The sequence below is a fragment of the Shewanella sp. AS16 genome, from assembly GCF_021412365.1.
GTDB classification, from domain to species: domain Bacteria; phylum Pseudomonadota; class Gammaproteobacteria; order Enterobacterales; family Shewanellaceae; genus Shewanella; species Shewanella salipaludis.
The window spans coordinates 19,408-33,416 of record NZ_JAKCLK010000003.1 but is presented as its reverse complement, the minus strand read 5'-3'; the positions used below and the strand labels follow the sequence as shown (position 1 = coordinate 33,416).

The window sequence follows — 14,009 nt, the reverse complement described above, 5'->3', positions numbered from 1 at the left end:
TTAAACAATGAAGTTAACGTCAGCCTGCGTTGAGGTGTTGACAACAGGCGGAGAAATGCCGTCGTCGTTTCTCTAAATGTTTACAATAGCTGCTGAGTTCTTGCAGCGTTCCCACGGGACCATGGAACAGCTTGCCAAATTCAGTGGTGAGTTTTAACCAACTCTCTTGCTCGATATTCAATCTTGTTAGCAACTTAGCGCTGTTCTCTCCGATAGCACCACGCTTGTCATCTCGAATAATACGCCCTGTATCATCAATCAATTCAAGATAATCCTGGAGCGAAAATGCAATGCCATTGGGCTGATTATCGCGTTCGTTGCCAATAAAAGGCAGTAGGTTTGGTGGTTGTTCGCCTTTCAAGGCTGCCTGAATTCGTAGTTGAATGCTGGTGTGATTGGATTGCTCTGGGGTAGCCGCCATCTTGGCTCTGATGGGATTCAAATCGACATAGGCCATACAGGTTAATACTGCGGCCTCATCCAATAACGCCTGCGACTTAAACCTGCCTTCCCAGAATCTGCCTGAGCAGTTATCCTCTTGATTTGCTTGCCTGGCTATCGGTTCATTGAGGCAACGCATAAACCACGATATATCACATAACCTGCTGCGATAGGTCGCGATGGAGTGCTTTAAATGGATCACTTCATGAGATTCAACCAGCCCACCCTGGGCAAATTTACGGGTTAATTCATCGCCTTTAAACAGTTTATGCCACTGCTCAAGCACTTCTGCGTCGCTCCAACGGTTGGCCGTGTCGAGATCAATTCGCAACACCACATGCAGGTGATTCGACATCACCGCAAAAGCAGCCACATCAATGGCAAACACCGCTTCAAGTTCAAACAGCAATGACTCTACCCAGCCCCGGCGATGGTCATAGTTCTTACCCGAGTATCGATCATCCCCACAGAGGAAGGCGCGACGCACCACCCGGCTGCAGCAGTGGTAGAAAGGGGTGTCTTCGACACTGATCTGAGTTCTTCTGGGACGCGGCATGGCAAGACTCCAACATCGACAATTTATCTCAGTCTAGGAGAGGCCGCTGGATCACGCCATTTACTGTGGGTGGCCTGATTCAGCAGCTAAAGGCCGCGAGTGATGCGTCTTGTTAGCCATTGACTTGTTCATAATCATCACCAGTTTTTATGAATGTTCGCCTTTTGACACAAAGCGGCTCATCAATGAGTGCTTGTACTGGAATGATATTACTTATGTCAGAAATATCACCAATTTCTAACTCAAACGCACCTTTTGGATTTAGGCAACAATCTTCGACACCAAATGAAATTCTAAACTCCATTTGCCACGAATATTTGGAATCTTTTATATATAGGCCAATTGGACCAGAAAAATTCTCCAGTGATTTATATTCAACCAACCCATAGCCATCATGAAAAAGCTTTGAGCTAAAGGCACCAGATGTCTTTTTTATTGCCTTGTTTATTCTTTCTGAAAAATCCGAAGGCTTGTTTATAAGGAGAATATGTGAGCCAAACTCAAGAAATCGTTTATCAAAATATATCTTATTATCTACCTCTCCCGGTATTAAGCCGTCTTCGCCGTCAGCCAGAGCTCCCATGCAAAATAACATCGTATTCTTAGCTCTTGGAAAATGAGCTGTAAGAATCGCTTCGGGACCCATATCAATTTCTTCATCCTGAATTTTCAAAGATAACGTGGTATGACCCATTGGGGTTTTGCCTGCTCGAAGTATTCCATAAACTTTCTCAAGTTCATCAGCTCGCAAAGCTAGACTCTCCTCATCTTTTAAACTTGAAAAGTACTCGAGACTATTCATGTAGATAAGTCCTTTCTGCATTTGCACTAACCTGTCATATGAAGCAACTTTAAAAAGTAGCCAAAAATCTGTTCTAGGTTTGCTTGCAATAAAGCTTCTTGATGTATTTTCAGTTTCCATACAACCCACTAATCTCTGTTTACTGGGATAGGCTAACATTTTAATAGTGCGCATGCGCATATGTACATTAGTCCAATGCAAACCACGTTATCACAAGTTGCTGTTGTGTAAAGCATTAAGTTCGGTTTTAGTCCAATACCTTCCGGCTAAACGCGCATCGCTCAGGTAATTTTTCGTGCAGAGGTTAAATGGGACAGGCACGACTCTTGTGACTATCTAATTATAACTGTCTAAATCAACCCAAAACGGCCGCAGACCAAGGGAGCCCTTCGGAGCTGCCGCAAGGCGTTGAAGAAAAGAGCCTAACGCCGACTGTATGTCGGGGGCGCTTTCGCGGGCAGGGATGCGGGAGCTGCCATAGAAAAAAACGATGACCCCGATTTGAATAAGCCATTTAGTCCTGCCGCGCCGAGCTGCTATACCTTAATTACCTCACAGCTAAGATAGGAAAGCGAGATGGACAGAAATAATGGCAGCCCCACAGGCAAGTGCCCGGTCATGCATGGGGCGCAGACCCAAACCGCTGGCGTGGGTCCTTCGAACCGCGACTGGTGGCCAAATCAGTTGAACCTCAAGATCCTCCACCAAAACTCGCCCCTGTCCAATCCCATGGGCGCAGCCTTCAACTATGCCGAGGCCTTCAAGCGCCTCGACTTCAAGGCCCTGAAGCAAGACCTGTTTGCGCTGATGACAGACTCCCAGGACTGGTGGCCCGCCGACTATGGCCACTACGGCCCCCTATTCATCCGCATGGCCTGGCATAGCGCAGGCACTTACCGCATAGGCGATGGTCGTGGCGGTGCAGCCTCTGGCTCGCAACGTTTCGCCCCGCTCAACAGCTGGCCCGACAATGGCAACCTGGATAAGGCCCGCAGGCTGTTATGGCCCATCAAGCAGAAGTACGGCAGCAAGATCTCCTGGGCCGATCTCATGGTGCTGGCCGGCAACTGTGCCCTGGAGTCCATGGGCTTCAAGACCTTCGGCTTCGGTGGCGGCCGCGAGGATATTTGGGAGCCTGAGGAAGACATCTACTGGGGCGCCGAGGCCGAATGGCTCGGCGACAAGCGCTACAGCGGTGAGCGGCAGTTGGACAAACCACTCGCGGCCGTGCAGATGGGGCTGATCTATGTGAACCCTGAGGGGCCTAACGGCGAGCCGGATCCCCGCGCCGCCGCCATAGACATACGCGAAACCTTCGCACGCATGGCGATGAACGACTATGAGACGGTCGCGCTCATCGCCGGCGGCCATACCTTCGGCAAGTGTCATGGCGCCGGCGATGCGGCGCAGGTCGGTGCCGAGCCCGAGGCCGCCGCCATAGAGCAGCAAGGCTTGGGCTGGCAGAACAGCTTCGGCAGCGGCAAGGGGGAATACACCATCACCAGCGGCCTGGAGGGCGCCTGGACCCCCAACCCTGTGCAGTGGGACAATGGCTACTTCGACACTTTGATGGGCTACGACTGGGAACTGACGAAGAGCCCGGCCGGGGCCTGGCAGTGGACCCCGAGAGACGCCTCGGCCAAGGACAAGGTGCCCGATGCCCACAACCCGTCGAAACGCCACGCCCCCATGATGGCCACCACAGATCTGGCGCTGAAACTGGATCCCGTCTATGCCCCCATAGCGCGGCACTTTCACGCGCATCCGCAGGAGCTGGCCGATGCATTCGCCAGGGCCTGGTATAAGCTGATCCACAGGGACATGGGCCCTGTCTCCCGCTATCTGGGCGACGAAGTACCGCAGGAGGAGCTTCTGTGGCAGGACCCTGTGCCCGCAGTCAGTCATGAGTTAATAGATCCCAAGGACATAGCCGTCCTCAAGGGCAAGCTGCTCACATCCGGGCTGTCAATTCCTGAGCTGGTCTCGACCGCCTGGGCCTCTGCCTCCACCTTCCGCGGCTCGGATAAGCGCGGCGGGGCCAATGGCGCCCGCATCCGTCTCGCGCCGCAAAAGGATTGGCCCGTCAACCAGCCGGCCAAATTGGCGCAGGTGTTGCGCGTTCTGGAGCGGATACAGCAGGAGTTCAACGCCGCCCAATCCGGCAATAAGCGGGTCTCCCTGGCCGATATCATAGTCCTCGGTGGCTGCGCCGCAGTGGAGCAGGCGGCGATCAATGCCGGCCAGGATATAGTGGTGCCCTTCGCCCCGGGACGCACCGACGCGACCCAGGCGCAAACCGATGTGGACGCCTTTGCCGTGCTCGAGCCGGTCGCAGACGGGTTCCGCAATTACCTCGCGCCCGGCCTTTCTGGCAGCGACGCTCCCGGGACAGAGGCGGGCGTCTCGGCCGAAGAACTGCTGCTCGACAAGGCGCAGTTGCTCACCCTGACGGCGCCCGAGATGACGGTTCTCATCGGCGGTCTGCGGGTGTTGAATGCCAATGTCGGCCAGTCCCGGCATGGGGTCTTCACCAACAGGCCCGAGACCCTCACCAATGACTTCTTCGTCAACCTGCTCGACATGCACACTCGCTGGCAGCCGACCTCCAAGGCCGCAGCCTTGTTCGAGGGCCGGGATCGCAACACGGACCAGCTAAAATGGACTGGCACACGTGTCGATCTCATCCTGGGGTCGAATTCCCAGCTGCGTGCCATCGCCGAGGTCTATGGCTGCAGCGACGCCGGGGAGAAGTTTGTCCATGACTTCGTGGCGGCATGGAATAAGGTGATGAACGCGGATCGCTTCGATCTCAACTGAGGCATAAAGGCTGTGGGCGCGGCCCGGCGGCCGCGCCCGCAATCGCCATGACACGGAGAAAGTGTGCGCCAGACGGCGCTTTCGACATTCCGTGGCGAGTGAGGCTTTCACTCTGAGGCGGGAAAATTTATCCTATCTTCTTTATCATATCTCCCAACGGCTTAGGCTAGGGAAACCCATGCAGAATGTTGATTTATTCGTCTTCGCCCGCGCACTCCACGTCATCTGCGTCATCCTCTGGATAGGTGGGGTCGGCTTCGTCACCACAGTGCTCATTCCGGCAGTCAGGCGTATCGCCGAACCGGACGAACGTCTGGCGCTGTTCGAGCGACTCGAGCAGGCTTTTTCCTTCCAGGCCAAGCTGACGACCCTGCTCACCGGCTTCTCCGGGGCCTATATGCTGTCGTTCATCCAGGGCTGGGAGCGTTATCTGCAGCTGCAATACTGGTGGCTGCAGCTGATGACCCTGGTGTGGCTGATCTTCACCCTGGTGTTATTCGTGTTCGAACCTTGGTTCCTGCATCGCTGGTTTCATCTGCAGGCGCTCAAGGACAGCGACAGGGCCTTTACCCTGCTGCATCGGATGCATAAGATCTTGTTGGTGCTCAGCCTATTGGCCGCCGCGGGAGCCGTCGCCGGTGCCCATGGGTTCCACTTCGGCTAATCTCCTCAGGCCAAGCAGGAAATGGGCCCGCGAACCGGGGCATAGACGCCAGCCCCGGCCTGCCGCGCAGCGACTATAATCAGGCTATCTCTCTACTCATTGCCTGGCATCCGGATGCAGCTGCCCCCTTGCTTTAGCCCATGCGCCTGCGTACCCAGAATATACGGCTGCGGCTGTCTCTTGCTATGCCTTAACCTGCTGGCCTGCGCCGCCGGGCCACAATTGCCCAAGCTCAACGGCAAGGCCGCCATAGTCCTGGGCTACAGCACGGAAGACTCCAGCCTCTATGAAGGCGGCATGCTCTATACTGGCCTGAGCATAGATGAGCTCGACGGCAACCCCATCACCCCGCTGGGGAAATATGACTTCCTCATGGTCGAGCCCGGCGACCACAGGCTGGACGGCCATTGCTATTGGCGTTTGCGTTCTGTGTTTACGTTCGAGCCGGATTGGAGCGAGCCAGCCACACTCGCACTCCACCTGGAGGCGGACCGGATTTATACCCTGCATGTCTCGGTCGATGAGTATAAGTTTCGCTGTAACCTCAGCGCACTCGAGGAGCGGCCCGAGTCACGCTAGCGGGCCGGGTTAATACCCAGCTTAAGTCAGACTATTCCGGCTGGTTTTCCTGCCGCTGCAGCGGTGAACAGAACCAGAGCTTATTGCCTTCGCTGTCCAGGAAACTGCCGATATAAAACCCCTCTTCGATCGCCACTACGGCGTCGGCAATGGTCACTCCCCTGGCCTGCAGGAAAGCGGCGGTATCCGGCGCATAATCACAGGCGAGGGTGATCCTGGGGTTAGGCTCGGCGGTAGGAGTGCCGTACCAATCATCCTTCAACATCAGGATGTTTGGCCCTAGCCCATAGCCCAGCATGATGCCGTGCTCATACGCAGGGGCCAGGCCGAGGGTTTCGCCGTAGAATTTAGTTGCCCGCGCCATGTCGGTCACCGCCAGGGCAACGACCCTGACATGCTGCAGTCCGAGTGAAAGTGTTGTCATGCTGCTTCTCCTCGAATGAACTCTCGCTCATCTAAAGGTGTATCGGGAAGCTTTAAGTATAAGTCCTGGCGCCGCTTGGGGATGAATAATCACTGGCGCGGCCATGGCAAGCAAGGCCACAAAAAGTGGTGCAGGAGAAAAGCAAAAAGCCCGTCCATAGGACGGGCTTTCTGTTATATGGCTGGGGTACAAGGATTCGAACCTTGGAATGCCGAGATCAAAACCCGGTGCCTTACCGCTTGGCGATACCCCAATAAAACACGTTAACTTCATGTCGGGACAGATGCCGACATGGCCAAATTCAATGAAGTTCACTGACATTTGGATAAATATGGTAGCAATGGCGGGACTTGAACCTGCGACCCCAGCATTATGAGTGCTGTGCTCTAACCAGCTGAGCTACATTGCCATGGCTGGGGTACAAGGATTCGAACCTTGGAATGCCGAGATCAAAACCCGGTGCCTTACCGCTTGGCGATACCCCAATTTGGAACTGTTTTAACGATAAAAATGGCTGGGGTACAAGGATTCGAACCTTGGAATGCCGAGATCAAAACCCGGTGCCTTACCGCTTGGCGATACCCCAATAAAGCTGTTCGAAAAGCCCGCCTGGACCGACTCTTCTTAATAAATGGTACGGGAGGAGAGACTTGAACTCTCACACCTTACGGCACCAGAACCTAAATCTGGCGTGTCTACCAATTTCACCACTCCCGCACTGCACTCGGTTTTACATCCTGAGAGGATGGCAGCTATCTTGTTATCGTCGGGACTTGGGTCCTGACGCAACTCGCTACAGACTCTTATTTACATCAAGAGAAGATGGTAGCTATCTTGCATTGCCGGGACTTGGGTCCTGGCACAACTCGCTACAGACTCTTTTTTTACATCAAGAGAAGATGGTAGCAATGGCGGGACTTGAACCTGCGACCCCAGCATTATGAGTGCTGTGCTCTAACCAGCTGAGCTACATTGCCACTATACGTCTAGCTATCCCTCTTAGCGAGGAACGGGGCGTATTATGCTTACTCAGGGTATTCAGGTCAACAGCTTTTTTAGGCTAAATCCCTTGAGTATCATCGTTCGGCTATAACTTCACCAAACTGGACGACAGATGCGCAGCGGCGCCTCTGTCGTCAGCCATGGCTATGCCATAGAGTCGCTTAAACGTTGAACAGGAAGTGCATCACATCGCCGTCTTTGACTATGTAAGACTTGCCTTCGACCCTCAGCTTGCCGGCTTCTTTGGCACCGGCTTCGCCCTTATAGGTCACGAAATCTTCGTATGACATGACCTGGGCACGAATGAAGCCGCGCTCGAAGTCAGTGTGGATCACCCCGGCGGCCTGCGGCGCGCTGGCACCGACCGGTACCGTCCAGGCGCGCACTTCCTTGACACCCGCGGTGAAGTAAGTTTGCAGGTTGAGCAACTTGTAACCGGCGCGGATCACCCTGTCCAGCCCTGGCTCTTCCAGGCCGAGATCGGCCATGAATTCGTCGCGCTCTTCCTTGTCCATCTCGGCCAGTTCGGATTCGATGGCGGCACAGACGGCAACCACTATCGCATTCTCGCGCTCGGCGATGGCGCGCACAGTATCCAGGTGCGGGTTGTTGTCGAAACCATCTTCCGACACGTTGGCGATATACATGGTGGGCTTCAGGGTCAGGAAGTTGAGGTAAGCCACGGCTTCCAGCTCTTCCTTGGACAAGTCCAGCGAACGCAGCATGTGGCCTTCGTCCAGCACGGGACGCATTTTTTCCAGCACTTCGACTTCGAACTTGGCGTCCTTATCGCCACCCTTGGCGCGCTTCTGCTGGCGCAGCACGGCTCTTTCCAGGCTATCCAGATCGGCGAGCGCCAACTCGGTATTGATGACTTCTATGTCGCCGGCAGGATCTATCTTGTTGGCGACGTGAACTATGTTGTCATCTTCGAAACAACGCACCACATGGCCTATGGCATCGGTTTCACGTATGTTGGCGAGGAACTTATTGCCCAGGCCTTCACCCTTGGAGGCGCCGGCAACCAAACCTGCGATATCGACAAATTCCATGGTGGTCGGCAACACACGCTGTGGGTTGACTATCGCAGCCAGCGCATCCATACGAGGATCGGGCACGGGTACCACACCCGTGTTAGGTTCTATGGTACAGAAGGGGAAATTCGCCGCTTCGATACCAGCCTGAGTTAACGCATTGAAAAGCGTTGATTTACCTACGTTAGGAAGCCCAACAATGCCGCATTTAAAACCCATATTCTAACCCTTTCTCTATGATGGCCCTGAGTCACACTCAGATGCTGATTTCTGGCCTGCCGCGAGGGCGGCAGGCTGATGTTGATTTAGACTGCCTTGAACGAATGCAGCCTGTGCATGGCCTTGACCATGTCTTGTTTAAACAAAATCTCTGTCGCACGCACCGCCTCGTCTATGGCGGCCTCGATCAATGCCTGCTCCGCCGCCGGGGCCTTGCCCAGTACGTAACCACTCACTCTATTCTTGTCGCCCGGGTGGCCTATGCCGATCCGCAGGCGGTAGAAGCCCTTGTTGTTGGCCAGCTTGTCTATTATATCCTTGAGGCCATTATGACCGCCATGACCGCCACCCAGCTTAAACTTGGCGACCCCGGGCTCCATGTCCAGCTCGTCGTGAGCCACCAGGATTTCTTCCGGCTCGATGCGAAAGAAGTTGGCCAGGGCACCGACCGACTTGCCGCTGAGATTCATATAAGTGCTGGGGATCAGCAGGCGCACGTCTTTGCCGTGCAGTGTGACTCTGGCGGATAAACCGAAATATTTACTGTCGGGCACTAAGCTGACACCACAGATACGCGCCAATTCCTGCACATACCAGGCCCCCGCATTGTGGCGGGTGTTGGCGTATTCGGCGCCCGGATTGGCGAGGCCGACGATCAGTTTAATATCGCTCATCACAACTCTATCTTCTATGGTCGCAACATGGGCTCATTGGAGCCTGGCCAGACCTTCTGCTAAAAAACGCGGCATTTTAGCACTCAATGGCCGAGTCAACAAATCCCTCAGCCCGAGGGCGCCTGCCCTTGCGTCAGGCACCGCCATCCGCCGCTGCCTGGCATCAGACCTTGAGCGCCTGGCTCAGTTCAGGCCGAGGGCGTATTTCAATACCTGTTTCTTCAGCGGTGAGTCCAGGTTGGCCAATTTCAGTGCGCCGTTACGCAGCAGTTTCAGGGGCAATAAGTCGTTGCTGAAGCCGGCGTAGAAGAGATCCATGCCCGTCATCATCAGCTGATTGTCCCGGTAGCGGCGCCCCTGATAGCCGGCCAACACCCGGCTGTCCCACCAGTCGACGCCCTGGCTCATGGCATCCGTCACTTGGGCTAGCAAGGCATCGACATCCTTGAACCCCAGATTGACCCCCTGGCCGGCCAATGGATTTATGGTATGCGCCGCATCGCCGAGGATCACCAGGTTATCTTTATAGTAGGCTTGGGCATGGCGCCGGGTCAGGGCGAAGCTGCCTCTGTCCAGGACCTCGAAGTCGGGATCCAGACGGGCGGGAAAGTTGAGGCGGATCTGCTGCGCCAGTTGTGTGGCACCCAGCTGCATCAGCTGAGCTATGCGATGGGCATCGTCATACCACACCAGGGAAGCATGGTTGCCGGGCAGCGGCAACAGGGAACGCGGCCCCTTGGGGGTGAACTGCTGCCAAGTCACCTCCTGCTGGGGGCAAGCGGTGGCGATATTGATCAGCATGGCCGACTGGGCATAATCCCAGCCTGTGACCCCTATGTCGGCCCACTGGCGCACCTGGGAGTTGGCGCCGTCGGCCCCTATGAGCAGCTTGGCGTCGAGCACTTCGCCGTTATCCAGGCTGACGTTGATGCCATCCGGGTGACGGGCAAAAGCTGTGACCCTGGCGGGACAACACAGACGCACATTGGCCAGGGCCTGCAGCTGTTGCCATAGCGTCAGCTGGATCAGGCGGTTCTCTATGATATGCCCCAGGTGGCTGACCTCGAGCTGGCTGGCATGAAAGGCCGTGATGCAGCCCTCCAGCTCCCAGGTTTCCAGCCCAAGATAGGGGGCGTTGCGCATCTCACGCAGCGCCGCCATGGCGCCGAGGCGCTCGAGCAGCTGCTCCGAGGCGATGCTGATGGCCGACACCCGCACGTCCAGCGGCTGAGTCTCGTCATAGGCCCGGGGCTGACGGGATTCCACGACAGTGACCCTGAGCCCCAGCTGCGCCAGGCCTATGGCCGCGGCGGCGCCGACCATGCCGCCACCTATGATGATCACATCCCGAGACTCGCTCCTTGTTTGCTCGTCAGTCACTGCTTGTCCCTCAATCACACCCACCCCTTCATCGAATTTGCCATCTCAGGCGCACCGGGCATGGCCCGTGGCGCCGGATTTATCGTCGTACATTTATAGCCGATAGTGCTGTTGAAGATTATGCCCCAGATCACGCATTCACCCAAGCCGTAACGCCTTAAGGCCTGCGGCCGAGGCCCCCGGGACGCCCGGCGTCCCCCCCAGCCAGGGGCGATCGCCGCCGATTGATGGACAAAAGCTGGTCAGCCGCAGTAACAAGAGGTAAAATGTCGCGCTATTTTTACTGTGGTTCTGAGGGCGACGCAAGCTGATGAGTAAGAAACTCCATATAAAAACCTGGGGCTGTCAAATGAATGAGTACGACTCATCCAAGATGGCCGATCTGTTGGACGAATACCAGGGTTACACCCTGACCGAAGAGGCCTCGGAGGCAGACATACTGCTGCTCAACACCTGTTCGATTCGTGAAAAGGCACAGGAAAAGGTGTTTCATCAGCTGGGACGCTGGAAAACCCTCAAGGATAAGAACCCCAACCTCATCATAGGCGTCGGCGGCTGCGTCGCGTCCCAGGAAGGCAAGGCCATCAAGGACAGGGCCCAGTGTGTCGACATCATCTTCGGCCCCCAGACACTGCATCGCCTGCCCGAGATGATAGAACAGATCAAACGCGGCGAAAAAGCCGTGATCGACATCAGCTTCCCCGAGATTGAGAAGTTCGATCGCCTGCCAGAGCCCCGTGCCGAAGGCCCGACCGCCTTCGTCTCCATCATGGAAGGTTGCAGCAAGTATTGCTCCTTCTGCGTGGTGCCATACACCCGCGGCGAAGAAGTCAGCCGGCCACTGGACGACATCATACTCGAGATAGCCCAACTGGCGGAGCAAGGGGTGCGTGAAGTCAACCTGCTGGGTCAGAACGTCAACGCCTATCGCGGCGAGACCCATGATGGGGAGATCTGCAGCTTCGCCGAACTGCTGCGCTTCGTCGCCGCCATAGACGGCATAGACAGACTGCGTTTCACCACCAGCCATCCCATAGAATTCACCCAGGACATAATAGATGTCTATGAAGATACTCCTGAGCTGGTAAGCTTCCTGCACTTGCCGGTGCAATCGGGCTCGGATCGCATCCTGACCGCCATGAAGCGCGGCCATATGGCGATCGAATACAAGTCTATCATCCGCCGCCTGCGCAAGGCGCGCCCGGATATACTGATAAGCTCAGACTTCATCATAGGCTTCCCGGGTGAAACCAAGGAAGACTTCGCCGACACCATGAAGCTCATCGAGGAGATAGGCTTCGATAACAGTTTCAGCTTCATCTACAGTGCCCGTCCGGGCACACCGGCGGCCGACTTGCCGGACGATGTCGATATGGAAGAGAAGAAGCAACGCCTGGCAATACTCCAGGATCGCATCACCCAGCAGGCGATGCGTTACAGCCGCCATATGATGGGCACGGTACAGCGCATCCTGGTCGAAGGCCCATCTGTGAAGAACCCGATGGAACTGCGCGGCCGCACCGAAAACAGCCGGGTGGTCAACTTCGAAGGCCTGCCCAAGCACATAGGCACCTTCGTCGATGTGGAGATTGTCGACGTCTACACCAACTCGCTGCGCGGCGTGTTCGTGCGCGGCGAAGATGAGATGGATCTGCGTCGCAACCTGCGCCCGTCGGACATCATGGCCAAGCATAAGAAAGATGACGCTTTGGGTGTGACCCAGTTCCAGCCTTAAGGGCCACAGACAGCTTAACAGCGAGGGCGAGCCGGAGTCATTCCGGGTCGCCCTTTCTTTTTTCGGCCAAAAGCCAAGGGCGACACAAACTGCCTGATGTATTTTCCGTTAGCATTTACGCCCAGGGGCTCGTAAAATGTGAGGTATATGAGAGAGGATGCTCTTAGCCCTTACCTGGAGTTGTATTTGACTAACAAACTCACCACACTCAATTTGTATCTCGAACCCTCGGAAACCCGCCGCCTGGCCTCTTTGTGCGGCCCGTTCGATGACAACATCAAACAACTCGAACGCCGTATAGGCGTAGAGATAAGCTATAAAAACAACCACTTCCAAATTGTCGGTCAGCCACGCAACTGCCTGACCGCCAATAACCTGCTCAAGCAGCTCTATATAGAGACCCAAACCGTCAAGGGCAGCACCCCGGATCTCGAACCGGACACTGTCCACCTGGCAATCCAGGAAGCGATAGCACTGGAAGCGGACGATGCCACAACCGACAAAGACTTGTATATCAAGACGCGTCGCGGGGTGATCAAACCCAGAAATCCAAACCAGAGCGAGTATGTGGCCAACATAGTGCGCCACGATATCAGTTTCGGCATAGGCCCGGCCGGTACCGGCAAGACCTATCTGGCGGTGGCGGCTGCCGTCGATGCGCTGGAGCGCCAGGAAGTGCGCCGCATCCTCCTGACCCGTCCCGCGGTGGAAGCGGGTGAGAAGCTGGGCTTCCTGCCAGGGGACCTGAGCCAGAAGGTCGACCCTTACCTGCGGCCCCTGTACGATGCCTTGTTCGAGATGTTGGGCTTCGAGAAGGTCGAGCGCCTGATAGAGCGCGGCGTCATCGAAGTCGCCCCTCTGGCCTACATGCGCGGCCGCACCCTGAACGATGCCTTCATCATCCTCGACGAGAGCCAAAACACCACGGTTGAGCAGATGAAGATGTTCCTCACCCGCATAGGCTTCAACTCCCGGGCGGTGATCACCGGTGACATCACCCAGGTCGACCTGCCCAAACACCAGAAATCCGGCCTGCGCCATGCGATCGAGGTGCTGAGCGAAGTCGAGGAAGTCAGCTTCAACTTCTTCCAGGCCAAGGACGTGGTGCGCCACCCTGTGGTGGCCAGAATAGTCGAGGCCTATGAGGCCCACGAGCAGACCCAGCAGCGACTGAAAGATCAGAGAGCCAGCCACTACCAGCAGGAAGCCAGTCATCATGAGTCTTGATTTAGCCTTAGATCTGCAGATTGCCACTGACAAGCCGAATCTGCCTTCCCAGGCACAGTTCGAGCTGTGGGTGCGCACCGCACTCGGCAGCACCCTGGATGAGGCCGAGCTGACCATACGCCTGGTCGATGCCGCAGAAAGCCAGAGTCTCAACCACAGCTACCGCGGCAAGGATAAGCCCACCAATGTGCTGTCCTTCCCGTTCGAGGCACCGCCGGAAATCGAGTTGCCCTTGCTGGGAGATCTTGTCATTTGCGTCGAGGTGGTCGAGAATGAAGCCCTCGAGCAGGCCAAACCCCTGGAGGCGCATTGGGCACACATGGTTGTACATGGTTGTCTGCATCTGCTAGGGTATGATCACATTGAAGATGCCGAAGCCGAAGAAATGGAGTCATTAGAGACTCAACTGATTGAAAGCTTAGGTTTTACCGACCCATATAAGGAAGCATGATTAG

General features: G+C 55.9%; 12 protein-coding genes and 6 tRNA genes. 6 read left to right on the top strand and 12 right to left on the bottom strand.

Features of this window, described 5'->3' with window-relative positions; genetic code table 11:
• Positions 1 to 19: 19 nt before the first annotated feature.
• Positions 20 to 997, bottom strand: coding sequence for a transposase (locus LZP73_RS08710; protein WP_234234343.1), 978 nt, complete (start codon positions 995 to 997; stop codon positions 20 to 22).
• Between the two features lie 112 nt (positions 998 to 1,109).
• Positions 1,110 to 1,919 carry a hypothetical protein gene (locus tag LZP73_RS08705; protein ID WP_234234341.1) on the bottom strand — a complete coding sequence of 270 codons (810 nt, stop codon included), beginning with the start codon at positions 1,917 to 1,919 and terminating at the stop codon, positions 1,110 to 1,112.
• Between the two features lie 456 nt (positions 1,920 to 2,375).
• On the opposite strand from LZP73_RS08705, the gene katG reads away from it, so the two are divergent.
• The 3 genes from katG to LZP73_RS08690 all read left to right on the top strand — a co-directional run bounded on the left by katG (position 2,376) and on the right by LZP73_RS08690 (position 5,859).
• Positions 2,376 to 4,616 (top strand): catalase/peroxidase HPI, encoded by a 2,241-nt coding sequence (katG, locus tag LZP73_RS08700; RefSeq protein WP_267960135.1) that lies wholly within the window; start codon positions 2,376 to 2,378, stop codon positions 4,614 to 4,616.
• Positions 4,617 to 4,794: 178 nt separating this feature from the next.
• Positions 4,795 to 5,280, top strand: a complete 486-nt coding sequence (locus LZP73_RS08695) for a hypothetical protein (RefSeq protein WP_234234339.1) — start codon at positions 4,795 to 4,797, stop codon at positions 5,278 to 5,280.
• Positions 5,281 to 5,394: 114 nt separating this feature from the next.
• Entirely contained in the window at positions 5,395 to 5,859 is a 465-nt protein-coding gene (locus LZP73_RS08690; protein WP_234234337.1) for a hypothetical protein, read from the top strand.
• Between the two features lie 31 nt (positions 5,860 to 5,890).
• Here the strand turns inward: LZP73_RS08690 and LZP73_RS08685 are convergent, their stop codons facing one another.
• The 10 genes from LZP73_RS08685 to LZP73_RS08640 form a co-directional block, all read right to left on the bottom strand.
• The gene (locus LZP73_RS08685) at positions 5,891 to 6,283 is read right to left on the bottom strand and encodes a VOC family protein (protein ID WP_234234334.1); all 393 of its coding nucleotides are present in this window, start codon (positions 6,281 to 6,283) and stop codon (positions 5,891 to 5,893) included.
• Positions 6,284 to 6,461: 178 nt separating this feature from the next.
• A tRNA-Gln gene (locus LZP73_RS08680) sits at positions 6,462 to 6,536 on the bottom strand.
• A gap of 79 nt (positions 6,537 to 6,615) precedes the next feature.
• A tRNA-Met gene (locus LZP73_RS08675) sits at positions 6,616 to 6,692 on the bottom strand.
• A gap of 1 nt (position 6,693) precedes the next feature.
• Positions 6,694 to 6,768 (bottom strand) — tRNA-Gln (locus LZP73_RS08670).
• Between the two features lie 26 nt (positions 6,769 to 6,794).
• Positions 6,795 to 6,869 (bottom strand) — tRNA-Gln (locus LZP73_RS08665).
• A 46-nt stretch (positions 6,870 to 6,915) separates the two neighbouring features.
• Positions 6,916 to 7,000, bottom strand: a tRNA-Leu gene (locus LZP73_RS08660).
• A 183-nt stretch (positions 7,001 to 7,183) separates the two neighbouring features.
• A tRNA-Met gene (locus tag LZP73_RS08655) sits at positions 7,184 to 7,260 on the bottom strand.
• Positions 7,261 to 7,446: 186 nt separating this feature from the next.
• Positions 7,447 to 8,538 (bottom strand): redox-regulated ATPase YchF, encoded by a 1,092-nt coding sequence (ychF, locus tag LZP73_RS08650; protein WP_234234332.1) that lies wholly within the window; start codon positions 8,536 to 8,538, stop codon positions 7,447 to 7,449.
• Positions 8,539 to 8,624: 86 nt separating this feature from the next.
• On the bottom strand, positions 8,625 to 9,212 hold the full coding sequence (pth, locus tag LZP73_RS08645; protein WP_234234330.1) for an aminoacyl-tRNA hydrolase: 588 nt from the start codon (positions 9,210 to 9,212) through the stop codon (positions 8,625 to 8,627).
• Positions 9,213 to 9,395: 183 nt separating this feature from the next.
• On the bottom strand, positions 9,396 to 10,610 hold the full coding sequence (locus tag LZP73_RS08640) for an FAD-dependent oxidoreductase (RefSeq protein ID WP_442800725.1): 1,215 nt from the start codon (positions 10,608 to 10,610) through the stop codon (positions 9,396 to 9,398).
• 292 nt (positions 10,611 to 10,902) lie between these two features.
• Between LZP73_RS08640 and miaB the strand changes: the two genes are divergently transcribed.
• The 3 genes from miaB to ybeY all read left to right on the top strand — a co-directional run bounded on the left by miaB (position 10,903) and on the right by ybeY (position 14,005).
• A complete protein-coding gene (gene miaB, locus LZP73_RS08635) occupies positions 10,903 to 12,327 on the top strand; it encodes a tRNA (N6-isopentenyl adenosine(37)-C2)-methylthiotransferase MiaB (protein ID WP_234234328.1) in 1,425 nt (474 codons plus the stop codon).
• Positions 12,328 to 12,513: 186 nt separating this feature from the next.
• Positions 12,514 to 13,554 carry a PhoH family protein gene (locus LZP73_RS08630; RefSeq protein WP_234234327.1) on the top strand — a complete coding sequence of 347 codons (1,041 nt, stop codon included), beginning with the start codon at positions 12,514 to 12,516 and terminating at the stop codon, positions 13,552 to 13,554.
• Positions 13,544 to 14,005 (top strand): rRNA maturation RNase YbeY, encoded by a 462-nt coding sequence (ybeY, locus tag LZP73_RS08625; protein WP_169565913.1) that lies wholly within the window; start codon positions 13,544 to 13,546, stop codon positions 14,003 to 14,005. The genes LZP73_RS08630 and ybeY overlap by 11 nt, the downstream gene beginning before the upstream one ends.
• The last annotated feature ends 4 nt before the right edge of the window (positions 14,006 to 14,009 follow it).